Consider the following 21,678-nt stretch of genomic DNA (forward strand, 5'->3'; position numbering starts at 1 on the left):
TCGGCGCCGCGCGACCTTGCTGATTGGTCTCGCGGCGTTTTTGTTTTTGTCGCACCATTCGGGACGCCGCACGGTGCGACCATATGAAAGGGACGTTCATGGCTTCTGCTGCTGAACAAATGGCTTCTAATCTAAGTTGGGGTGCCTTCGGTAAAGCGAAAGAACTGCAATCTCGTATCCTGTTTGCTTTGGGTCTTTTGATTGTCTATCGGATCGGGACGTTTATCCCTGTTCCGGGCATCGACGCTGGCGCGCTGCGGGAATTTGTGGAGGGTGCGCAAACAGGTGTTGGCGGTATCCTCAACATGTTCTCGGGTGGTGCGATTGGCCGGATGGCGATCTTTGCGCTTGGGATTATGCCTTATATTTCCGCTTCTATTATTGTGCAGTTGCTAACGGCCATGGTGCCGCAACTGGAACAGTTGAAGAAAGAGGGTGAGGCTGGCCGCAAGAAGATCAACCAATACACCCGCTACGGCACCGTGGCGCTGGCGTTCTTTCAGGCCTACGGCATGTCCCGCGGCTTGGAAGCAGGCGATCTGGTCACGACACCGGGCTTTTTGTCCTTCCAACTGCCTGCGATTATCACGTTGGTGGGCGGCACCATGTTCCTGATGTGGCTGGGTGAACAAATCACGGCTCGGGGCATTGGCAACGGGATTTCCCTGATCATCTTTGTGGGCATCATCGCGGAACTTCCAGCTGCGCTGGCACAGTTCTTTGCCTCTGGTCGCTCTGGTGCGATTTCACCCGGTGTTATCGTTGGCGTTATGGTGATGATCGTCGCTGTCATCGCCTTCATCGTGTTTATGGAACGGGCCTTGCGCAAGATCCATATTCAATACCCCAAACGTCAGGTTGGCATGAAGGTCTACGGGGGCGAGTCGTCGCACCTGCCGATCAAGATCAACCCTGCGGGCGTTATTCCACCGATCTTTGCATCTGCTTTGTTGCTGTTGCCAACAACCATTTCCACATTCTCGGGCACACAAACCAGCCCGTTCATGAACACGCTGCTGGCGTATTTTGGCCCCGGCCAACCGCTGTATCTGTTGTTCTTTGTGGGCATGATTGTGTTCTTCAGCTATTTCTACACAGCCAACGTGTCGTTCAAAACTGACGATGTTGCGGATAACCTGCGCAAGCAGAACGGCTTTGTCCCAGGGATTCGCCCCGGTAAGAAAACCGAAGAATATCTCGACTATGTGGTCGCGCGTCTTCTTGTTTTGGGTTCTGCTTATCTTGCGGCGATCTGTTTGTTCCCTGAAATCCTGCGCTCGCAGCTGTCGATTCCGTTTTATTTCGGCGGGACATCGTTGTTGATTGTTGTGTCGGTGACGATGGATACAATCACACAAGTGCAATCCCATTTGCTGGCGCATCAATACGAAAGCTTGATCGAAAAATCCAAGCTGCGTGGGAAAAGCCGCAGCAAAACCAAAGGTGGGCGTCGGGGCCGCTAACGCGGGTTTGACCGAAATCTTTCGGCGAAAAATGACGGGCCGCACAAGTTACTGTGCGGCCTTTGTCATTTTTACCGCCTCCGTTTGGCGTGCCCCCCTTGCGTGCGACCTGTATGCGCAAGTATACGTTTCTTGATTTCGCGCGTGGGTAAATAACGTTATAGCTGTGTGCGTGCTGCGATATGAAGGGAATCTACATGAATATTATTTTGCTTGGCCCACCGGGTGCTGGTAAAGGTACACAAGCCGCGATGTTGGTGGATGAGCGGAATATGGTGCAGCTGAGCACTGGCGACATGCTGCGCGCTGCACGGACATCTGGCACTGAAATGGGCAAGATGGTTGCTGGCGTGATGGATCGCGGTGAACTGGTCACAGACGAGATCGTCATCGGCCTGATCCGTGAGCAACTTGAAACAGCAACAGCAGATGGTGGCTTCATATTTGACGGCTTCCCGCGCACTCTGGCGCAGGCCGATGCGTTGAATGACCTGCTGGACTCTGAGGGGCAGACCTTGGACGCAGTGATCGAAATGCGCGTGGATGACGCTGCATTGGTTTCGCGGATCACGGGGCGCTATACTTGTGCGAACTGTGGTGCGGGCTATCACGACACAGCCAAGAAACCCGCCAAAGAGGGTGTCTGTGATAAATGTGGCGGAACGGAATTCAACCGCCGTGCGGATGATAATGAAGAAAGCCTTAAGACCCGTCTGATGGCCTATTACAAAGACACCTCGCCGCTGATCGGATATTATTATGCCAAAGGCCAGTTGCAAAGCATCGACGGGCTGGCCCCGATTGATCAGGTCAAAGCCTCGATCGCTGGGGCGATGGATTAAACCCATCGACGACCAGACAGTTTTCACCAAAGGCCGCCTGATCAACAGGCGGCCTTTTTGGTTTAGCCCAGATGGATTTGACCTTTGGGATATTTCACTCGTGGCACACTGCGGGTGGCCAGAAAGAACCCAAGTGTCAGGGGGCCGACGCGGCCCAGAAACATCAGGCAAATGATCAGCGCGCGGCCGATGCTGTCCAGTTCAGATGTGGCGCCCCGTGACAGGCCGACCGTTCCAAAGGCGGAGGTTACCTCGAACACAAGGTCGATGAACTCTCCGTCGTGGGAAATGGAAACGATGAAGATGGCGACAAAAATCACCACGGTGCTGACAGTGGCCAGTGCCATGACTTTCATGATTTCCTCAACGCCCAGGCTGCGGCCAAAGACCTGAATTTCGGTGCGGCGGCGAAAAAAGGCGACGCTGGCGATCAGCAGCACTATGACGGTGGTCACCTTAACACCCCCCGCAGTAGAGGCGCTGCCGCCGCCGATGATCATCAGGAACATGGTCATCATGGTGGTGCTGTCATGCATGGCGCTGGTGTCAAGCGTGTTGAACCCGGCTGTACGCGGTGTCACCGCCTGAAACCAGCTTGCCCATAGCTTTGCCCCGACTGTAGGCAGTTGCCCAAGGGTGCCGGGGTTGTTCCATTCCAATGCGGCGAAAAAGAACCAGGCAAACAGGATAAATATTGCGGTGCCGACGATCATCAGTTTGCTGTGCAGGGTCAAACGCCCCCAGCTTCGGGTGCTGAACAGATCGGCCACCACCACAAAGCCAAGCCCGCCAAGGATGAACAGGGCAGGGATCACCAGATTGATCACCGGATCATCCACCCATTGGGACAGACTGTCTGGAAACAGCGCAAAACCTGCATTGTTGAATGCGGAAATACTGTGGAACAGTGCATTCCACAGGCCCTCGGCCCAGCCGAATTCAGGCACAAAAACGAAAGCCAGCAGGGCAGTGCCTAACAGTTCGCAAGTTAGTGAGACCACTAGGATGATGCGCACGATGGCGGTCAGGTTGTGCAGAGAGGTGTGATTCAGGTCTTCGCGCAGGATCAGCCGTTGAGGCATGCCGATGGGGATGCCCATGGCCGATAGAACCAGCACGGCAAAGCTCATCAGGCCTAACCCGCCAAGCTGGATCAGAACCATGATGACAAACTGCCCGAACAGGCTAAAGGTCGATCCCGTATCCACTACAGCCAGCCCCGTCACCGTCACAGCCGAGGCAGAGGTGAAGATCGCATCGCCAAGGGTTACGCCGCCGGTGTTGGCGAAAGGCAGCAGCAGCAAAAGTGCGCCCAGAAGGATGCAGAACAGATAGAGCAGGGCAAGCATCATCGGGGGCGGCAGGTTTGGCAGGCGCCAGCCCTGCGGAACGGGAATGCGCGGCGACATTACAGGGTCGCTGCGAAATTACGCAGATCGGCGCGGCGGCCCAGAAGGATCAGTAAATCGCCTTTGCGCAATTCGCAAGCGTCCCCATCGCGCCCCAGATATTCCGTCCCCCGCATGGCCCCGATGCAGCGCAGGTTGAAATCCTCGTTGTGGGACATTTGGTCCAGCGTTTTGCCTTCGAGTGTTTCGGGGATACGGAAATTCACCACATGAAAGCCGTTTCCAAGGCTGACGTAATCGCGCACCAGCGGGTTGTGCAGCACTTGGGCCACATGCTGGCCCACTTCTACCTCGGGGTGGATGATGCGATCTACTTTCAGTTTGCTGAGAATACGATGATGGGTTTTGGTGGTGGCTTTGGCCCAGACCACAGGCACGCCGATGGTTTTCAGGTTAATGGCCGCAAGGATGCTGGATTCCAGATCGGCCCCCATGGCGACAACCGCAACATCACATTCAGCGACCCCTGCCTCCCGTAGGGCGGAGTCATCTTTGGCGTCAACAATGAGGGCTTGGGTCAAATCCTCGGCGTGGTTGTTAACCAAAGATTCGTTGGTATCAATGCCGATCACATGGTTTCCGAACCGCGCCAGTTCCAAGGCTACCGTGCTGCCAAAAGAGCCAAGACCGATAACAGCGAAAGTGCTGCGCTTTTGTAGTAGGGATCGTTTGCCGGATTTCATAAGAGCCTCTTATCTGCTGGCAGTGTGTAGACAGCTTTTAAAGGAGGCGGCGGGGGGATCAAGGGGAACCCAGCTTCTGGGTCTTTAGTTTTTTGTGTCTGTTTGCGCGGACAGGTGACACATTTGCAGGCGTTGCACGGCCAACGTAACGCATTAGGGGCGGTGACACTGCTAAAAGGTGCGGCAAATAACGCTGGCTTTTTGGGTTGCTGCCTTATAGACCTTGTTAACCCCGAAGGGCGAATGAGGCGCGTAAAACAGCCGCGTTATGGCCCTAACCTTTTGGCAGAGGGGTTGACCTTCTTTTGTACGGCGTGTATCGCACAGCTTCTTTAAGGAATCGGTCATTTTTCGCTGATTACAGTGATTCGTCAGATACCCTAATAAGAACTGGCCTGATGCCGTGGTGGTGTTGGGCTTTTGTTGTGAAAAAAGGTTCTGGAAACACGGAGCCGCAACCATAAGGAAGAGCCCTTGGCACGTATCGCCGGCGTTAACTTGCCGACCCACAAACGGGTCCCAATCGCCCTTACATATATTCACGGCATCGGTAACACGATCGCTGCAAAAATCTGCGAAGAAACCGGTCTGGATGTTACCCGCCGGATCAACGAACTGTCCGATGCGGAAGTTCTGAAAATTCGCGAATACATTGACGCAAACGTCGACGTCGAAGGTGACCTTCGTCGTGAAGTTTCCATGAACATCAAACGCCTGATGGATCTGGGTTGCTACCGCGGCCTGCGTCATCGTCGTGGTCTGCCTGTTCGCGGACAACGTACACACACAAACGCTCGTACGCGTAAGGGCCCAGCCCGCGCGATTGCTGGCAAAAAGAAATAAGGAGGGCTTGAACTATGGCACGTGAAAAACTTCGCGCAAAGAAGAAGGTCCGTAAGAACATCACCACTGGTGTTGCTCACGTTAACTCCTCTTTCAACAACACAAAGATCCTGATTGCAGACGCCCAAGGCAACGCAATCGCATGGTCTTCCGCTGGGACTATGGGCTTCAAAGGCTCGCGTAAATCCACACCTTATGCAGCACAGATGGCTGCTGAAGATGCTGGCAAAAAAGCGCAAGAGCATGGCGTGAAAACGCTGGAAGTCGAAGTTCAGGGTCCAGGTTCTGGCCGTGAAAGCGCATTGCGCGCCTTGGCTGCTGTCGGGTTCAACATCACATCTATTCGTGACGTAACCCCGATCGCACACAACGGCTGTCGTCCCCCAAAACGTCGTCGGGTATAACCCGCAGCGTCAAGAATTATCGGGCCGGTTCAAAGGGATCGGCCCGCGTCATTGCAATACCCTCGGGCGTTCCCGATCAATCGGATCCGATCGGCGGACAGGAATGGAGGATTTATGATCCACAAGAATTGGCAAGAGCTTATCCGCCCAACTCAGTTGGACATCAAACCAGGTGGCGACCCACTGCGTCAGGCAACATGTGTTGCTGAACCGCTGGAGCGTGGCTTTGGTTTGACACTTGGCAACGCGCTGCGGCGTGTTCTGCTGTCGTCGCTGCAAGGTGCTGCGATCACATCCGTACAGATCGACAATGTTCTGCACGAGTTTTCAAGCGTTGCCGGTGTACGTGAAGACGTAACCGACATCGTTCTGAACCTTAAAGGTGTGGCTGTTGGCATGGAAGCAGAAGGCACAAAACGTGTGTCGATTGCAGCCAAAGGCCCGGGTGTTGTTACAGCTGGTGATATTTCTGAAACCGCTGACATTCAAATCCTGAACAAAGAGCACGTGATCTGTCACCTCGACGATGGTGCTTCGCTGTTCATGGAAATGACTGTGGAAACCGGTAAAGGCTATGTGGCCGCAGACAAGAACCGTCCGGAAGATGCGCCGATCGGCCTCATTCCAATCGACGCGCTGTTCTCGCCTGTTGTGAAAGTGTCTTATGATGTTCAACCGACCCGTGAAGGTCAGGTTCTGGACTATGACAAACTGACACTGAAACTGGAAACAGATGGTTCCATCACACCAGAAGACGCGGTGGCCTATGCTGCGCGCATTCTGCAAGATCAACTGTCTGTGTTTGTGAACTTCGACGAGCCAGAGTCCGCTTCCCGTCAAGAAGAAGAAGACGATCTGGAATTCAACCCGCTGCTGCTGAAGAAAGTAGACGAGTTGGAACTGTCCGTGCGTTCCGCAAACTGCCTGAAGAACGACAATATCGTGTATATTGGCGATCTGATCCAAAAAACCGAAGCCGAAATGCTGCGCACGCCAAACTTTGGTCGGAAATCTTTGAACGAAATCAAAGAAGTCCTGACCGGCATGGGTCTGCATCTGGGTATGGATATCGTGGATTGGCCACCGGACAACATCGAAGATCTGGCTAAAAAATACGAAGACCAGTTCTAAAAATTCGGGGCGCGGTTTCGGTCGCGCCCCAAAATGCCCACGCTGGTGGGGAACATCCGGGTAATTCTGCCCCAAGGAGTGCGACACCCACGCAGGTGCGCCAGACAAAGTATAGACAAGGAAGACTAAAATGCGTCACGCACGTGGTTACCGCCGCCTGAACCGGACACACGAACACCGTAAAGCGTTGTTCTCGAACATGACAGGCTCGCTCATCGAACATGAGCAAATCAAAACAACTTTGCCAAAAGCAAAAGAACTGCGCCCGATCATGGAAAAACTGATCACATTGGCGAAACGTGGCGATTTGCACGCCCGTCGTCAGGCCGCTTCCAAGCTGAAAGAAGATCAGTACGTTTCCAAACTGTTCGACATCCTTGGCCCACGCTACAAAGACCGCCAAGGTGGTTACGTGCGTATCATGAAAGCCGGCTTCCGTTACGGCGACATGGCCCCAATGGCGATCATCGAATTTGTTGATCGTGATGTTGACGCGAAAGGTAAGGCTGACAAAGCCCGCGTTGCAGCCGAGTTGGCCAGCGAAGAATAAAACCGAAGAATAAAAACCGATAATATTCGGGACAGTAGGAACCCCGTCAGGCTGTAGTGGTCTGGCGGGGTTTTTTAATGAGTATTTTGGGAACATTGAAACGCCCGAGTGGCTGGGGAAACCGTGGGAAGTTTGTTGCGTCCTTGGGGTTTGCGGGTCACACTATGGGGCAGTTGGAAATGGGTGGTCGGGGTTATGGCAGATCTTTTTGATACATTGGGGGGCGATGAGGACGGCGCTGCAACGGGTGCTGCGCGCAATGCACCTTTGGCAGATCAATTGCGGCCTCGGCGGTTTTCCGATGTGATTGGCCAGCAGCATCTGCTGGGCGTCGAAGGGTCTTTGCGGGTGATGCTGGAAAGCGGTCGGCTGTCCTCGATCATATTCTGGGGTCCGCCGGGGGTTGGGAAAACCACGCTTGCTAAATTGCTGGCGGATGAAACCGAGATGGAGTTCGTTCAGATAAGCGCGATCTTTTCAGGTGTGGCCGATTTGAAAAAAGTGTTTGAAGCGGCCAAGTTACGGCGTCAAACAGGGCGAGGGACAGTTCTGTTTGTGGATGAGATTCACCGCTTTAACAAAGCGCAACAGGACGGGTTTTTGCCCCATATGGAAGACGGCACCATTGTTCTGGTGGGGGCGACAACCGAGAATCCCTCTTTCGAGTTAAACGCCGCTGTTTTAAGTCGCAGTCAGGTGATGGTGCTGGAGCGGTTGACCCTGAAAGATCTGGAATTGATGGCGCAACGGGCGGAGCAATTGGTGCAGCGCGCGCTGCCATTGACCGCCGATGCGCGCGAGGCCGTTCTGGAAATGGCCGACGGGGACGGACGGGCGCTGATTAATATTCTGGAGCAATGTTTTTCATGGAAAGCTGCCGGTAAAATCGGCCGTGATGATCTATCCAAGCGGCTGTCGCGGCGTGCGCCGAAATACGACAAATCGGGCGAGGAGCATTACAATCTGATCTCTGCCTTGCATAAATCTGTGCGCGGTTCTGATCCTGATGCCAGTGTTTACTGGCTGTGTCGGATGCTGGCGGGGGGCGAGGATCCCCGGTTTCTGGCGCGGCGGATCACGCGGATGGCAGTTGAAGACATCGGACTGGCTGATCCGCAGGCGCAGGCTTTGTGTTTGCAGGCGTGGCAAACATACGAGCGACTTGGCAGTCCCGAGGGTGAATTGGCTTTGGCGCAGGCGGTGATTTATCTGGCATTAGCACCGAAATCCAATGCTGCGTATATGGCCTATAAAGAGGCGGTGAAAGCGGCGCGCAAGACCGGATCAGAGCCGCCGCCAAAACACATCCGCAACGCGCCCACCCAGTTGATGAAAGACGAAGGCTACGGTCAGGGCTATGAATATGACCATGATACGAAGGATGGGTTTTCGGGGCAGAACTATTTCCCCGACGGCATGCGGCACGGGGTGTATTATGTTCCGGTGGATCGCGGCTTTGAACGTGAGTTAAAAAAACGCACGGAATACTTTGCTAAACTGCGCAGTTCTATCAAGAATAGTTAGCTTTTACTTGATGCCTCTCTGGTGTAGTTGCGTACCTTGAGTTTGCACAACTTACGGTAGAAAAGCTGTTCCGGTTTGCGATACACCTCACTCTATGGTTGAATGCGGACGTGAGTAACGCGTAATTTGAGGGGGGCCTCGTTTCGACATCTGATTTGCCCGTTGGAAAATTGATATTACAAATCCTTTTTACCTGTAAATGTGACACCCTAAAGTCCGACGTTCAGGTCGAAGCTATCCAGAAAGACATTTGGGCTCGGTGTATGGAGCGCAAAACAGGAGGCTTTTTTCTGCGGTCGGGGGAATATTTGGTTGGGTTGTTCGAAGGACAGGACAGTGTTGTTATCGGTCAGATCGAATACTTGATCCGTAAACACAAGGTATCGTCTGTGTTTGTTGTACGCGAGGCTGTATTGGAAACCCGTGACTGGACCAGATGGAATAATGAGGTTTTCAGCCTTGAAGACCTGTCCGAGTTCGAGCGCAAAAAGTTCGAAGGCCTTGCACAGATTGTCGGGATTGCTGTAGAGGCGAACCAGAGAAGCAGCCATGTCCGCTAAAGGGCGTGTGGGCTGCAAGCGAAAAGTGCCCTGATTGATCGGTGTGCACGTCAGCGCAGAGGTCTGGATGAATACGGTGTTTCAAATAGCAATAGGCGGTGGTCTCGGGGCTGCACTGCGGTACGGCTCTATTCAAGGGGCGGTGCGGGTGTTGGGCCTCGGTGCGCCCGCCGGTGTGTTTGCGGTGAATGTGGCCGGATCGTTTCTGATGGGTCTGTTTGCGGTCTGGTTTCTGGAACGGGTTGGCGAGGCGCGGTTTGCGCCTTTTGTCATGACCGGAATTCTGGGCGGTTTCACCACGTTTTCAGCCTTTTCACTGGATGCTATTCTTTTGTGGGAACAGGGGCGTGGCGGTGTTGCCATGGTCTATGTTCTGGGGTCGGTTCTGGGCGCGATTGCTGCGCTGTTTGTCGGAATGATAATTATGCGGGCGGTGCTATCATGAGCGGAGTACAACATATTGCGGTGGCCGAGGATGCTGCGGATCAACGGCTGGATCGTTGGTTGCGGCGGATGTTCCCGCAGGTCAGTCAGGGGCGCGTTGAAAAGATGTGCCGCAAGGGCGATCTGCGTGTGGACAAAGGCCGGGTAAAGGCCAGCACGCGGTTGCAACCGGGGCAGGTGGTGCGTGTGCCGCCCTTGCCTGATGAAGGTACCGTTGCGATGAAACCCGAAGCGGTGATTTCGGATGCGGATGCGCAGATGATGCGCGACAGTGTGATTTACCGTGACGATGACATTATCGTTTTAAACAAACCTGCGGGGCTTGCCGTGCAGGGCGGTTCAGGTCAAACGCGCCATATTGACGGTTTGGCCGATGCGCTGCGCTTTGGGATGGAAACAAAACCAAAGCTGGTACACCGTCTGGACAAAGACACCAGCGGTGTTTTTGTGATGGCGCGCACGGGGCGTGCAGCGGCAGGGCTGGCGAACAGTTTTCATTCCCGTATCACCCGCAAGATTTACTGGGCAATTGTCGCGGGCAGCCCGTTTCCCAAAATGGGCACCGTGCGTTATGGTCTGATCAAGGCAGGTGGCCATGGTCCCAATGGTGCGGGCGAACGGATGCATTGTATTCACCCTGATGAGGTGGAAAAGACTGATGGCGCGAAGCGGGCGACCACCGATTATGCGGTGATCGAGGCTATGGGCCAGCGAGCGGCTTGGGTTGCTTTGGTGCCGATCACCGGGCGGACCCACCAGTTACGGGCGCATATGGCTGAAATCGGTCATCCGATTATTGGCGACGGCAAATATGGCACCAACAGCCAGACCAATGACGGCGAAGGCTGGGGCGCGCAGTTGGGCGGCTCGGTCAGTCGCAAGCTGCATTTGCACGCACGGTCCCTGTCGATCCCCCATCCAATCACTGGCGCAAAGATGAGCTTTACCGCGCCTTTGCCAGATCACATGGCACAAACTTGGGATTTCTTCGGGTTCGATCCGAAAGAAGCCCCATCAGACCCGTTTGAAGATCAAGAGCTGTAAATTATGAGTTTTTTCAAGGCGAAGCGGTTTTGGACCGATGTTACTGTAGCGCAGGCGGATCAGGGTTATGTGATCCATCTGGACGGGCGCGTGGTGAAGACCCCGTTGAAGCAGGATTTGGTGTTGCCAACGCAGGCTGCCGCTGAATTGGTTGCTACGGAATGGGATGCGGCTGAGGGGGAGTTAAATCCTGCGGCCATGCCTGCAACCCGCTGGGCCAATGTCTCGGTTGATAAAATGGGCCCGCAGTTTGACGGGGTTGTGGATATGCTGGCGGCTTACGGCGGCAATGATCTGTTGTGTTACCGCGCAACCCACCCGCAAGAATTGATCGCCCGTCAGGCGGCAGTCTGGGATCCGCCTTTGCAATGGGCTGCAGACCATCTGGGCGCGCCACTTTTGGTGACCAAAGGGGTCATTCCAATCGACCAACCGAATCAATCGCTTGCCAGATTGCGGACGGTTGTCGGTGGATTCGACTGCTTTGAATTGGCAGCTTTTCACGATCTGGTGCAGATTTCGGGCTCTCTGGTGCTGGCATTGGCCGTTGCGCACCGCGAGATGGAGGTGAATGCGGCGTGGGAGGTGGCTCGGGTCGATGAAATTTGGCAAATCGAACAATGGGGCGAAGATGAAGAGGCGATGGCCACGGCCGAGCTGAAGCGCCAGAGTTTCGTTTTCGCCGACAGATTGATGACCTCGGTGTCCAAATCGGGCGGTCAAGCGAGTTATTAGGTAGTGTATGCTGACCTATTTGACCAAAACCCGTTGGGCGTGTTTTCCTGCTTCATCGAGTCCCATCCTGATTGTGGGAATTTTCCCAATAAATAAAGGTCACTAAGTCTGACCTAATCTGTTCACGCATGTAAACTTTACGCGCGAACAATTCCTGATAAATACCTTGACCTTGCACACGCCTGCTCACAGTATGGGGGCTACTTTTTTGGCTATGTCGGAAGAGTATGAAAAGCTGGGTAAACTCTCAGCATGCCACCAACCTATAGGTGGCTCATCAGGAAGAGGTAAAAATGAAAAAATCAACATTCTTCGGCGCTGTTGCCGCGGCCACTATGACCGCAGGCTTTGCAGCTGCTGGGACACTCGACGACGTTAAAGCAAAAGGTTTCTTGCAGTGCGGCGTAACAACCGGTCTTGTAGGCTTTGCTGCTGCTGACGCCAATGGTAACTGGGACGGCTTTGACGTTTCCGTCTGTCGCGCGGTTGCTGCGGCTGTTCTTGGCGACCCACAAGCGGTTAAATTCACTCCGACAACTGGTAAGACACGCTTCACAGCGCTGGCTTCCGGCGAGATCGACCTGCTGGCCCGTAACACCACATGGACATTCTCACGTGACGTCGATCTGAAGTTCACATTCATTGGTGTAAACTACTATGACGGCCAAGGCTTCATGGTTCCAAAAGAATTGGGCGTTTCTTCTGCGAAAGATCTGGATGGCGCGACTGTTTGTATCCAAACTGGTACAACAACAGAGCTGAACCTGGCGGATTTCTTCCGGTCCAACAACATCTCTTACGAGCCTGTTCCAATCGAAACAAACGCAGAAGCCCAACAGCAGTACCTTGCTGGCGCGTGTGACGTGTACACAACTGACGCATCCGGTCTGGCTGCGACACGTGCGACCTTTGAAGATCCAACAGCACACACTCTGCTGCCGGAAATCATCTCCAAAGAGCCACTGGGTCCGCTTGTACGTCACGGCGACGACCAATGGGCTGACATCGGTCGTTGGACATTGAACGCTTTGATCGCAGCTGAAGAGCTGGGCATCACATCCGCAAACGTTAAAGAATCTGCGATGACTGCGGGCAACAACCCGGAAATCAACCGTCTGCTGGGTACCGAAGGTAACCTGGGCGAGCAACTGGGTCTGTCCGCTGACTGGGCGAAAAACGCAATTGCGGCTGGTGGTAACTACGGCGAGATTTTCGCACGTAACATCGGCGAATCCACTCCTATCGGTCTGGCCCGTGGCCTGAACGCACAGTGGACTGATGGCGGCCTGATTTACACGCCTCCTTTCCGCTAAGACCTATGAATGGGCGCAGCATAAGCTGCGCCCATTTCACTTAGGCGACAGAAAAAACGAACTATACAAAAAAAAGGCGCAATCAGTTCGCCACGTGTATGCGTGGACTTGGAAATTGCGACCTCAAAAACAGAACAAGGGAGCGTGGACACATGTCTGCAATTACCGATCCTCCAAAGGGCGGCTTCCAATTCAGTCAACTTATTTACGACACCCGTTATCGGTCCATGACGATTCAGATCGTGGCGCTGGTGTTGTTTCTGTTGGGTGTTGGATGGCTACTGAATAACGCTGCGCAGAATTTGGCAGCCTTGGGAAAACCACTAAGTTTCGGTTTTCTGGGCGAGGCTGCCGGTTATGACATCAATCAAAAATTGATCGAATATAACAACCAGATGTCCCACGGGCGGGCTGCATTGGTTGGTGTGTTGAATACCCTTCTGGTGGCTGTGCTGGGCTGTGCCCTTGCCACGGTGCTGGGGGTTGCGATCGGTGTTTTGCGGCTTTCCAACAACTGGATCGTCGCGCGGATTATGACGGTTTACATCGAAACCATCCGCAACGTGCCTGTGTTGCTGTGGATCGTTTTGACCATGGCGATCTTTATTGAATCCTTTCCTGCGCCTCGGGATTTTCGCGGCGAAGATGCTGCTGCATCCATGAGCCTTTGGGATTCGGTCGCACTGACAAACCGTGGTCTGTATATCCCGAAACCTGAAATGTTTTCAGGCTCGATGATCGTTGTGGCAGTGTTCTTGCTGTCCATCGTAGGTATTTTTGTCTTTGGGTCTTGGTCGCGCAAGCGGCAAGAGGCAACGGGGGAAATTCTGCCGAATTTCTGGATCAAACTGGCGATCTTTTTTCTGCCCACGCTGGTGATCTATTTCATTCTGGGGCGTCCGATCGGTCTGGAATTGCCTGTGCTGAAAGGCTTCAACTTTCAGGGCGGCATTTACATGCGCAACTCGTTGATCGCGCTGACCTTGGCTTTGGGTTTGTACACCGCTGCCTTTATTGCGGAAAACGTGCGGGCTGGTATTATGGCGGTCAGTAAGGGCCAGTCAGAAGCAGCCTTTGCGCTGGGGCTTAGCCCGAACCGGACGATGAACCTGATTATCCTGCCCCAAGCCCTGCGGGTGATCATCCCGCCGCTGATTTCCCAATACCTGAACCTGACCAAAAACTCGTCTCTGGCGATTGCGGTTGGTTATATGGATGTGACGGGCACGCTGGGTGGCATCACGCTGAACCAGACCGGTAAAGAAATGGAATGTCTGCTGATTCTGATGGCGATCTATCTGGCGATCAGCCTGACCATTTCGACCATTATGAACTGGTACAATGAATCCGTTAAGTTGAGGGAGCGTTGATATGAGCGATACACATGCACAAACTGTTGCTTATGTTCGTGACACTATGTTGCCTGAACAATCCCCGCCGTCTACTGCGGCCGGACCAATCAAATGGGCCGTTGAAAACCTGTTTTCCAGCGTTCTGAATACAATCCTGACCTTGGTCTCGATCTATTTCCTTTGGGCGGTTCTGGCAGAGGTTCTGCCGTGGGTTTGGCACGGGTCCTGGACCGCAACCTCCTTGCGGGAATGTCGTGAAGTCATCGCGGCGGCAGGACGGGAACACGGCGCGGCCTGTTGGTCTGTGATCGGCGAGCGGTATTTGCAGTTGTTCTACGGATTCTATCCGTCAGACCTGTACTGGCGCGTCAATCTAGCCTTTGTTCTGATGCTGGTGGCTTTGGCACCTGTGTTGTTCAGCAACCTGCCACGCAAAATGTTGTGGTTCTCGGCGCTGTATCCTTTTGTGGCCTTCTGGCTGTTCTGGGGCGGTTCAATCTGGACACCTGTCGTGATCCTTGCGGGGTTTGTTCTGGGGTTTTTGGCACTGGAATATCTGTCCAAAATGATCGGCTCTCTGGGCGGTGTGATTGCGGCCCTGCTGGTGCCGGTGATCTGGTGGCTTGTTCTGGCAGGACCGGTTGCAACGGGTCTGCACGCGATCCTTCCGATTGGCATCGAAGAAGTTGAATCCGCAAAATTCGGTGGCTTTATGCTTTCGATCATTATCGGCGTCACGGGGATCGTTTTGTCCCTGCCCATCGGTATTCTGCTGGCCCTCGGGCGGCAGTCGGATTTGATGATCGTCAAGGCAATCTGCGTTGGCTTTATCGAATTCATCCGTGGTGTGCCGCTGATTACCTTGTTGTTTGTGGCCTCGACCTTGTTGAACTATTTCCTGCCCCCCGGCACGACGTTTGACATTGTGTTGCGGGTTATCATCATGGTGACGCTGTTTGCTTCGGCCTATATGGCAGAGGTGGTGCGGGGTGGACTGGCGGCTTTGCCGACCGGTCAATACGAGGCAGCGGATGCGCTGGGTCTGGATTATTGGAAGGCAACGCGGCTGATTACCATGCCGCAAGCGCTGAAGATTTCGATCCCGGGTATCGTGTCTACCTTTATCGGGCTGTTCAAAGACACCACTTTGGTGTCGATCATCGGCCTGTTGGATCCGATCGGTCTGACCAACACCATTCGCGCAGATTCGAACTGGAACGGCATCGTATGGGAGCTGTACGGCTTCATCGCGCTGATGTTCTTCATCTTCTGTTTCTCCATGTCCCGGTACTCCATGTACCTCGAGCGCAAGCTCAAGACCGGCCACTAATTAGGAGCCTATACAATGTCTCAAGTCGCAACTGATCGTGAAATCGATCGCAGTAAAATGGGCGTCTCTGAAGAGGTCGCTATCCAGATCACCAAAATGAACAAATGGTATGGCGCGTTTCACGTTTTGCGTGACATCGACATGACCGTTCAACGGGGGGAGCGGATTGTTATCGCCGGTCCGTCCGGTTCAGGTAAATCGACGCTGATCCGCTGTATCAACCGTCTGGAAGAACACCAGAAGGGTGATATCATCGTGGATGGGATCGAGTTGACATCCGATCTGAAGAACATCGACAAAATCCGGCGCGAGGTTGGCATGTGTTTTCAGCACTTCAACCTGTTCCCCCATCTGTCGATTCTGGAAAACTGTACGCTGGCGCCGATGTGGGTGCGTAAAACACCCAAGAAAGAAGCCGAAGAAATTGCGATGCATTTTCTGGAAAAGGTTAAGATCCCAGAACAGGCCGATAAATTCCCCGGCCAATTGTCGGGCGGTCAGCAACAGCGGGTGGCGATTGCACGGTCTTTGTGCATGAAGCCACGGATCATGCTGTTTGACGAACCGACCTCTGCGCTTGATCCTGAGATGATCAAAGAGGTTCTGGATACCATGGTGGAACTGGCAGAAGAAGGCATGACCATGCTTTGTGTGACCCATGAAATGGGTTTCGCAAAACAGGTTGCCAACCGCGTGATCTTTATGGATCAGGGCCAGATTGTGGAACAGAACGAACCCGAAGAGTTCTTTAACAATCCCAAATCGGAACGCACCAAATTGTTCCTCAGCCAGATTTTGGGTCACTGATCCAAAACCTCGCTGCACACAAAGAAACCCCGGCCAAGCGCCGGGGTTTTTCGGTTTAAGAGGGCTGCACAATCGGGGGCTGGGTCTCCTTCGGGATCGGGCATTCATAGGGCGTTTTCGCCAGATGAGCCGCGTGGGCGGCCTTGGCGCTTGCCAGCAGGTCGGGGTTTTCGATCAGGGATCGCGCCGTCGTCGCCATCAGTTTTGCGGCGTGGATCATCCCCTTGTGGGCTACCGGCGTTTTGCCATGGGCCACAACCTGCCACGTGTGAAACGGCGTGCCGATGGCCCAAGTGGCCCCCCAGCATTGCACCGTTGGCACCGCCCAACTGACATCGCCCACATCAGTTGAACCTGCCCGCACCTCTCCGCCGCGATCAAGTGGCAGGATGAAATCACACAGGGAAATATCCTGATCAGGCGCGGGGGTATAGTTCAGCACCGCAAAGTTGCTTTCCACCGCACCTTTGGGCAGGGTCGCCTGAATTTTCGCCGCAAAGGCGCGATCCTCTGCATCAAACGGCACAGGGCCAAGCTGTTCCAGCGCGGCTTGCATGGCCTCTTCTAGGGGGCGGTTAGGCAGCATGTTGGACACGCCGGAAAACACTTTGCGTTCCATGCGCGTTTCGGTCATCAGGGCGGCCCCTTCGGCAATTTTATCCACACGGGCGACCAGTTCCTTTAGGCCCGGCAGATCGGGGTGACGGATCAACTGGCGCACTTGGGCGCGGGCCTGCACCACATTGGCCGCTTCGCCGCCTGCATCCATATAGGCATAATGCACACGGGCCGCATCGGGCATGTGTTCGCGCAGATAATTCACGCCCACATTCATCAGTTCCACTGCATCGAGCGCCGAACGCCCCATATCCGGCTCAAACGCCGCGTGGGATGCGACGCCGTGAAACGTGTAATCAATCCGCGCATTGGCAAGGCTCGGTTCCTGATTGACCGCCAGAAACGGCGCAGGATGCCAGCTGATCGCCGCATCCACATCGTCAAACAAGCCCGCGCGCACCATATAGGTCTTGGCCGCGCCGCCTTCTTCTGCGGGGCAGCCATAATAGCGCACACGGGCTTTTATGTTATTCTGTTCGATCCAGTCTTTCAGTGCAGTCGCCGCCAGCAATGCCCCCGCGCCAAACATGTTATGACCGCAACCATGCCCGTGCGCGCCGTCTGTAATCGCGCGGGGTTCGGTTTCACCGGAATACTGGCTAAGCCCTGGCAGCGCGTCATATTCGCCTAAAATGGCGATCACCGGACCCTCGGTTCCGGCTTCCCCAATCACAGCGGTGGGCATTCCACCAGCGTTATCGGTGATGCGAAAGCCCTGTTCCGCAAGGGCTGCGCGGTGGGCCGCAACGGATTTGAATTCCGTGTACAGGGTTTCAGGCGTGTCAAACACGGCGTCAGACAGTTCAACAAACCTGTCGCTGTGCCGGTCGGTTAAATCCCAGATCAGATCGGTGTTTTTCATAAGGTGGTCTTTCAGTCGGTTAGGTCGCGGGGCACTATGAAATCCACGGCTGTGCCTGTGCCCATAAACGGGGTGGACCAGTCGGGAATATCAAAGGTGATAATGGTGGTCGCAGCCGTGGGATAGAGTTGGAACTTCGGGTGATCGGGCTGCGCCGCGCCCAACAGCCCATAGGCGAATTCGGCGATGCCAGGGTTGTGGCCCAGCATCATTACAGTGTCGCCCTTGGCCTGCTTTAAGGCCTCGTATTGGGTGACTGGCGCGGCCAGATACAGGCGTTGATGGAAAGACGGCGCAGGTGTGGCGGGCAGTTCCGCCGCGATTTGCGCCCATGTTTCAACGCAGCGCTGCGCATTAGAGCTGATGATCTGGTCGGGAATATACCCCTTTGCCGCCAGCCAAGCCCCGACGGCAGTGGCCGACTGGCGGCCCCGCTCATTCAAGGGGCGTTCATGGTCAAGCAGGTTCAAATCCCCCCAACTGGATTTGGCGTGGCGGGTCAGGATCAATGTTTTCATGGAAAAGCCGTTGGTTTGTGAAAATAAGACATGTGATGTGCAGATTGTGCAGCGCTGCGGTTCGCGCCCGCGCTGACTGGACAGGCGCGGCGGGCGATGCAGCCCTGCGACAGGCAGGATTGGCCTGCGGGTGAATTCAAATACACATGACAAGCCTCAGTGTTATAGCCCTTATCTGCGCTCAGCGCATCCACAGGGCAGGCCGACAGGCAGGGTTTCGCTGCACAGGTGTCACAGGGTTTGGCACCGGTTGGCGGCAGGTCCAGCCGCCCCCGAAACGCCAGCGCCCCGCGATAAGACACCATCAGCCCCGCCCTGTCATGCACCAACATCCCCACAGGCGACGACCACGCTCGATTGGTCTTCATCGCCCAGCTTAAAAACGGCGCATAAGGCGGGCCACCAAAGGGTAGAAACGGCATGGCATTCAACTGTGCGGCAAGAGCGTGGATCACACGGGTGGACCAGCGGTCAATTGGGTCAGACAGCCCATCACAGAGTTCGGGTTCCTGCTGCACCCGCGCCCAGAAATCAGGCGCAGGCCCCAGCAACAGCAAGGTCTGGTGATCCGCTGGCAACCCGTCGTCTGCCCCGCCGTGAAAGCCGCCGTAGATGTCCAGCCCACAGGCTTGGGCAGCGGTTAGGGCGGCGGCATAGATCATCGTCGCACGAAGGGAAGTTTCAGCGACCAGCCCAGCCGCGTAGGACGTTCATCCTGCCACTTTAGCCCGATGGTCATGGTGTCGTGGCTGTCTTTGGGTTGGGCAATATAGGTGCGAAACAGGCGGTCCCACAGGGAAATCGAAAACCCGTAGTTGCTGTCGTGTTCACTGCGTTTGTCCGAATGGTGCACACGGTGCATATCTGGCGTGACCAGAAACAGCCGCAACACAGCATCAACGCGCGGGGGCAACCGCAGGTTTGAATGGTTGAACATGGCACAGCCGTTCAGGATCACTTCAAACACAATCACCGCCACGGCAGCGGGACCAAACAGATAGACCGCGCCGATCTTCAACAGCATCGACAGGGCAATTTCCACCGGATGAAAGCGGATCGCCGTGGTTACATCCATGTCGGTGTCCGCGTGGTGTACGCGGTGCAAACGCCACAGCACGGGCACCTTATGGGTGATCAAATGCTGCGCCCAGATCAGAAAGTCGAGGATTAGAAGCGCAGCGATAAATTCTAGCCACAGGGGCCAATCGAGCTGATTGAACAGCCCATAGCCCCGCGCTGTGGCATCAATCGCTGCCCCAACAGCCAAAGCAGGCACAGCAAAGGCCAGCAGGCGCAGCGTTGCCGTGTCAATCAGCACCAGCGCCCAATTGGTCATCCAACGCTGCGGCTTTCGCGCCCGCAGGCCCCGGCGCGGCAACAGATGCTCTGCCAGCGCCAAGACCGCGAACAGACCTATAAAAACGGTCAGTCGTATGGCGGCTTCGTGCTGCACCTAAGCGCGGATCATCGAACCGGCACCGTAAGTGGTGAACAGTTCCAGCAAGCAGGCGTTTTCCTGCTGCCCGTTCATGATAACAACCGCTTTCACACCGCCGCGCACCGCATCAAGGGCCGTTTGGGTCTTGGGGATCATCCCGCCCGCGATCACACCGTCGCGGGTCAGTGTTTCCACCTGCTCGGCGGTCAGGCTGGTAATCACGTCGCCGTCACCGTCTTTGACGCCCTCAACATCGGTCAGCAACAACAGACGGTCGGCCTTTAGACCTGCAGCAATCGCACCCGCAGCAGTATCGCCGTTCACGTTAAATGTTTCACCGTTGGTTCCAGCGCCAAGGGGCGCAATCACCGGAATCATACCGCTTTTGATCAAAGACATCACCACGGTAGCATCCACGGTTTGTGGATCACCGACCAGGCCCAAATCGCCCTCGGCCTGTGTGCAGACCATCAGGTTGGCGTCCTTGCCGGAAATCCCCACGGCGCGGCCCCCCTGACCGTTGATTGCCTGAACGATGGATTTATTCACCTTGCCCGAAAGGACCATTTCCACCACTTCAACTGTGGCCGCATCCGTGACCCGTTTGCCGTTGATAAATTCGGACGGGATATCCAGTTTTTTCAGCATTTCATTGATCATCGGCCCGCCGCCATGCACGATAACGGGGTTCACGTTGCACTGGCGCATCAACACCACATCGCGCGCAAAAGAGGCCATCGCCTCGGGCGAGGACATGGCATGCCCGCCCAGTTTGATCACAATAATCGAGCCGTCGTGGCGCTGCATATGGGGCAGCGCGTCGGACAGGATTTTAGCTGTGGTGATACTGTCGCGTTTCATGGCTTTTGATTTCTCCATGGTGGGGCCTCTATCTGAAGTTTGATCTGATTTACCCCTTTGCGAACCTTGCGCCAAGGGCTAGGTTTCATTCCAGACCAGAAGGATGTGGAAATGGAACGCAAAAACCTGTTGCTAACGGGGGCGAGCCGCGGCATCGGCCATGCGACGGTAAAGAAATTCAGCGCCGAGGGATGGCGCGTGCTGACCTGTTCGCGGCATCCGTTTTCGGAACATTGCCCTTGGCCAGGGGGGGCTGAAAATCACATTCAGGTGGATCTGGCCAGCCCTGACAGCACGATTGCTGCGGTGGAACAGGTAAAGAAACTGTTGCCATCAGGGCAGTTGGACGCCTTGGTGAACAATGCAGGGATTTCCCCGAAAGGCCCCGAAGGCGCGCGGTTGAACACCATAGACACCGATCTGCGCACTTGGGGGCAGGTGTTCCACGTGAACTTTTTCGCCCCTGTGGTGCTTGCACGGGGCTTGCAGGCTGAACTGGCTGCGGCCAAAGGCGCTGTGGTCAATGTAACATCCATCGCAGGTGCGCGGGTGCATCCCTTTGCGGGGGCTGCCTATTCCACGTCCAAGGCGGCTTTGGCCGCACTGACCCGTGAAATGGCCCATGATTTCGGCCCGCTTGGCGTGCGGGTCAACGCAATTGCACCGGGCGAGGTGGAAACCAGCATTCTGTCGCCGGGCACAGATAAAATCGTCGAGGGTCTGCCCATGCGCCGCCTTGGGCAGCCTTCCGAAGTGGCCGATGTGATCTATTTCTTATGCACACAGGCCAGTTCCTATGTCTCTGGCACAGAAATAGAGGTGAACGGCGGGCAACACGTCTAACGTCGGTATATGTTGGGACTGTGAAATTGGATATTTCCCCCAAAAAGAGCCATAAAGCGCACATGCCCTATCGGCTCTTTTTGGTTTAAATATCCAAATTCTAA

General features: G+C 55.0%; 23 protein-coding genes. 16 read left to right on the forward strand and 7 right to left on the reverse strand.

The genetic code is table 11. The features are described 5' to 3' along the window. The first annotated feature begins 98 nt into the window (after positions 1–98). Complete coding sequence (gene secY / locus GGE09_RS20545; RefSeq protein WP_309748023.1) at positions 99–1,463, forward strand: preprotein translocase subunit SecY; 1,365 nt, start codon at positions 99–101, stop codon at positions 1,461–1,463. A gap of 197 nt (positions 1,464–1,660) precedes the next feature. Next, positions 1,661–2,305, forward strand: a complete 645-nt coding sequence (locus GGE09_RS20550; protein ID WP_309748024.1) for an adenylate kinase — start codon at positions 1,661–1,663, stop codon at positions 2,303–2,305. A gap of 62 nt (positions 2,306–2,367) precedes the next feature. Here the strand turns inward: GGE09_RS20550 and GGE09_RS20555 are convergent, their stop codons facing one another. Further along, positions 2,368–3,714, reverse strand: a complete 1,347-nt coding sequence (locus tag GGE09_RS20555) for a TrkH family potassium uptake protein (protein ID WP_309748025.1) — start codon at positions 3,712–3,714, stop codon at positions 2,368–2,370. Next, positions 3,714–4,397, reverse strand: coding sequence for a TrkA family potassium uptake protein (locus tag GGE09_RS20560; RefSeq protein WP_309748026.1), 684 nt, complete (start codon positions 4,395–4,397; stop codon positions 3,714–3,716). The genes GGE09_RS20555 and GGE09_RS20560 overlap by 1 nt, the downstream gene beginning before the upstream one ends. A 474-nt stretch (positions 4,398–4,871) precedes the next feature. Here GGE09_RS20560 and rpsM point away from each other — a divergent pair, with 474 nt between their 5' ends. From rpsM to GGE09_RS20625, 13 genes are all read left to right on the forward strand, one after another. Beyond that, positions 4,872–5,240: a 30S ribosomal protein S13 gene (gene rpsM, locus GGE09_RS20565; RefSeq protein ID WP_309748027.1), complete on the forward strand. Its 369-nt coding sequence runs from the start codon at positions 4,872–4,874 to the stop codon at positions 5,238–5,240. Between the two features lie 14 nt (positions 5,241–5,254). Further along, a complete protein-coding gene (gene rpsK / locus GGE09_RS20570) occupies positions 5,255–5,644 on the forward strand; it encodes a 30S ribosomal protein S11 (RefSeq protein WP_069301459.1) in 390 nt (129 codons plus the stop codon). Positions 5,645–5,758: 114 nt separating this feature from the next. Then, positions 5,759–6,775: a DNA-directed RNA polymerase subunit alpha gene (locus tag GGE09_RS20575; RefSeq protein ID WP_309748028.1), complete on the forward strand. Its 1,017-nt coding sequence runs from the start codon at positions 5,759–5,761 to the stop codon at positions 6,773–6,775. A 130-nt stretch (positions 6,776–6,905) separates the two neighbouring features. Further along, entirely contained in the window at positions 6,906–7,325 is a 420-nt protein-coding gene (gene rplQ / locus GGE09_RS20580; protein WP_309748029.1) for a 50S ribosomal protein L17, read from the forward strand. Positions 7,326–7,520: 195 nt separating this feature from the next. Beyond that, positions 7,521–8,849 carry a replication-associated recombination protein A gene (locus GGE09_RS20585; protein ID WP_309748030.1) on the forward strand — a complete coding sequence of 443 codons (1,329 nt, stop codon included), beginning with the start codon at positions 7,521–7,523 and terminating at the stop codon, positions 8,847–8,849. Between the two features lie 263 nt (positions 8,850–9,112). Continuing rightward, positions 9,113–9,409, forward strand: coding sequence for a hypothetical protein (locus GGE09_RS20590; RefSeq protein WP_309748031.1), 297 nt, complete (start codon positions 9,113–9,115; stop codon positions 9,407–9,409). Positions 9,410–9,476: 67 nt separating this feature from the next. Continuing rightward, complete coding sequence (locus GGE09_RS20595; RefSeq protein ID WP_405048572.1) at positions 9,477–9,854, forward strand: fluoride efflux transporter FluC; 378 nt, start codon at positions 9,477–9,479, stop codon at positions 9,852–9,854. Then, positions 9,851–10,897: an RluA family pseudouridine synthase gene (locus GGE09_RS20600; RefSeq protein WP_309748032.1), complete on the forward strand. Its 1,047-nt coding sequence runs from the start codon at positions 9,851–9,853 to the stop codon at positions 10,895–10,897. The genes GGE09_RS20595 and GGE09_RS20600 overlap by 4 nt, the downstream gene beginning before the upstream one ends. A gap of 3 nt (positions 10,898–10,900) precedes the next feature. Next, entirely contained in the window at positions 10,901–11,632 is a 732-nt protein-coding gene (locus GGE09_RS20605; RefSeq protein WP_309748033.1) for an ATP12 family protein, read from the forward strand. A 293-nt stretch (positions 11,633–11,925) separates the two neighbouring features. Beyond that, a complete protein-coding gene (locus GGE09_RS20610) occupies positions 11,926–12,945 on the forward strand; it encodes an amino acid ABC transporter substrate-binding protein (protein WP_309748034.1) in 1,020 nt (339 codons plus the stop codon). 152 nt (positions 12,946–13,097) lie between these two features. After that, entirely contained in the window at positions 13,098–14,315 is a 1,218-nt protein-coding gene (locus GGE09_RS20615) for an ABC transporter permease subunit (protein ID WP_309748035.1), read from the forward strand. Position 14,316: 1 nt separating this feature from the next. Continuing rightward, complete coding sequence (locus GGE09_RS20620) at positions 14,317–15,627, forward strand: amino acid ABC transporter permease (RefSeq protein ID WP_309748037.1); 1,311 nt, start codon at positions 14,317–14,319, stop codon at positions 15,625–15,627. A 15-nt stretch (positions 15,628–15,642) separates the two neighbouring features. Beyond that, positions 15,643–16,434, forward strand: coding sequence for an amino acid ABC transporter ATP-binding protein (locus GGE09_RS20625; protein ID WP_309748038.1), 792 nt, complete (start codon positions 15,643–15,645; stop codon positions 16,432–16,434). 55 nt (positions 16,435–16,489) lie between these two features. On the opposite strand, the gene GGE09_RS20630 is transcribed toward GGE09_RS20625, so the two are convergent. Genes GGE09_RS20630 through argB form a run of 5 tightly spaced genes read right to left on the reverse strand, consistent with a single transcriptional unit; the run spans position 16,490 to position 20,749 of the window. Next, positions 16,490–17,914 carry a M20 family metallopeptidase gene (locus GGE09_RS20630; protein ID WP_309748039.1) on the reverse strand — a complete coding sequence of 475 codons (1,425 nt, stop codon included), beginning with the start codon at positions 17,912–17,914 and terminating at the stop codon, positions 16,490–16,492. Positions 17,915–17,925: 11 nt separating this feature from the next. Continuing rightward, a complete protein-coding gene (locus GGE09_RS20635) occupies positions 17,926–18,432 on the reverse strand; it encodes a histidine phosphatase family protein (protein WP_309748041.1) in 507 nt (168 codons plus the stop codon). Continuing rightward, the gene (locus tag GGE09_RS20640; protein ID WP_309748042.1) at positions 18,429–19,094 is read right to left on the reverse strand and encodes a ferredoxin; all 666 of its coding nucleotides are present in this window, start codon (positions 19,092–19,094) and stop codon (positions 18,429–18,431) included. The genes GGE09_RS20635 and GGE09_RS20640 overlap by 4 nt, the downstream gene beginning before the upstream one ends. Next, on the reverse strand, positions 19,091–19,885 hold the full coding sequence (locus GGE09_RS20645) for a sterol desaturase family protein (protein ID WP_309748043.1): 795 nt from the start codon (positions 19,883–19,885) through the stop codon (positions 19,091–19,093). The genes GGE09_RS20640 and GGE09_RS20645 overlap by 4 nt, the downstream gene beginning before the upstream one ends. Continuing rightward, positions 19,886–20,749 carry an acetylglutamate kinase gene (gene argB / locus GGE09_RS20650; RefSeq protein WP_309748044.1) on the reverse strand — a complete coding sequence of 288 codons (864 nt, stop codon included), beginning with the start codon at positions 20,747–20,749 and terminating at the stop codon, positions 19,886–19,888. Between the two features lie 93 nt (positions 20,750–20,842). Between argB and GGE09_RS20655 the strand changes: the two genes are divergently transcribed. After that, positions 20,843–21,574 carry an SDR family oxidoreductase gene (locus GGE09_RS20655; protein WP_309748045.1) on the forward strand — a complete coding sequence of 244 codons (732 nt, stop codon included), beginning with the start codon at positions 20,843–20,845 and terminating at the stop codon, positions 21,572–21,574. Positions 21,575–21,678 lie beyond the last annotated feature (104 nt).

Origin of the sequence: Roseobacter sp. N2S, from assembly GCF_031454055.1 — a bacterium.
Lineage (GTDB): Bacteria > Pseudomonadota > Alphaproteobacteria > Rhodobacterales > Rhodobacteraceae > Amylibacter.

What these genes read in the sequence shown, in the direction of transcription:
- secY (WP_309748023.1), top strand. Translation starts at nt 99, where the DNA reads ATGGCTTCTGCTGCTGAACAAATGGCTTCTAATCTAAGTTGGGGTGCC.
- GGE09_RS20550 (WP_309748024.1), top strand. Translation starts at nt 1,661, where the DNA reads ATGAATATTATTTTGCTTGGCCCACCGGGTGCTGGTAAAGGTACACAA.
- GGE09_RS20555 (WP_309748025.1), bottom strand. Translation starts at nt 3,714, where the DNA reads ATGTCGCCGCGCATTCCCGTTCCGCAGGGCTGGCGCCTGCCAAACCTG.
- GGE09_RS20560 (WP_309748026.1), bottom strand. Translation starts at nt 4,397, where the DNA reads ATGAAATCCGGCAAACGATCCCTACTACAAAAGCGCAGCACTTTCGCT.
- rpsK (WP_069301459.1), top strand. Translation starts at nt 5,255, where the DNA reads ATGGCACGTGAAAAACTTCGCGCAAAGAAGAAGGTCCGTAAGAACATC.
- GGE09_RS20575 (WP_309748028.1), top strand. Translation starts at nt 5,759, where the DNA reads ATGATCCACAAGAATTGGCAAGAGCTTATCCGCCCAACTCAGTTGGAC.
- rplQ (WP_309748029.1), top strand. Translation starts at nt 6,906, where the DNA reads ATGCGTCACGCACGTGGTTACCGCCGCCTGAACCGGACACACGAACAC.
- GGE09_RS20585 (WP_309748030.1), top strand. Translation starts at nt 7,521, where the DNA reads ATGGCAGATCTTTTTGATACATTGGGGGGCGATGAGGACGGCGCTGCA.
- GGE09_RS20590 (WP_309748031.1), top strand. Translation starts at nt 9,113, where the DNA reads ATGGAGCGCAAAACAGGAGGCTTTTTTCTGCGGTCGGGGGAATATTTG.
- GGE09_RS20595 (WP_405048572.1), top strand. Translation starts at nt 9,477, where the DNA reads ATGAATACGGTGTTTCAAATAGCAATAGGCGGTGGTCTCGGGGCTGCA.
- GGE09_RS20600 (WP_309748032.1), top strand. Translation starts at nt 9,851, where the DNA reads ATGAGCGGAGTACAACATATTGCGGTGGCCGAGGATGCTGCGGATCAA.
- GGE09_RS20605 (WP_309748033.1), top strand. Translation starts at nt 10,901, where the DNA reads ATGAGTTTTTTCAAGGCGAAGCGGTTTTGGACCGATGTTACTGTAGCG.
- GGE09_RS20610 (WP_309748034.1), top strand. Translation starts at nt 11,926, where the DNA reads ATGAAAAAATCAACATTCTTCGGCGCTGTTGCCGCGGCCACTATGACC.
- GGE09_RS20615 (WP_309748035.1), top strand. Translation starts at nt 13,098, where the DNA reads ATGTCTGCAATTACCGATCCTCCAAAGGGCGGCTTCCAATTCAGTCAA.
- GGE09_RS20620 (WP_309748037.1), top strand. Translation starts at nt 14,317, where the DNA reads ATGAGCGATACACATGCACAAACTGTTGCTTATGTTCGTGACACTATG.
- GGE09_RS20625 (WP_309748038.1), top strand. Translation starts at nt 15,643, where the DNA reads ATGTCTCAAGTCGCAACTGATCGTGAAATCGATCGCAGTAAAATGGGC.
- GGE09_RS20630 (WP_309748039.1), bottom strand. Translation starts at nt 17,914, where the DNA reads ATGAAAAACACCGATCTGATCTGGGATTTAACCGACCGGCACAGCGAC.
- GGE09_RS20635 (WP_309748041.1), bottom strand. Translation starts at nt 18,432, where the DNA reads ATGAAAACATTGATCCTGACCCGCCACGCCAAATCCAGTTGGGGGGAT.
- GGE09_RS20640 (WP_309748042.1), bottom strand. Translation starts at nt 19,094, where the DNA reads ATGATCTATGCCGCCGCCCTAACCGCTGCCCAAGCCTGTGGGCTGGAC.
- argB (WP_309748044.1), bottom strand. Translation starts at nt 20,749, where the DNA reads ATGGAGAAATCAAAAGCCATGAAACGCGACAGTATCACCACAGCTAAA.
- GGE09_RS20655 (WP_309748045.1), top strand. Translation starts at nt 20,843, where the DNA reads ATGGAACGCAAAAACCTGTTGCTAACGGGGGCGAGCCGCGGCATCGGC.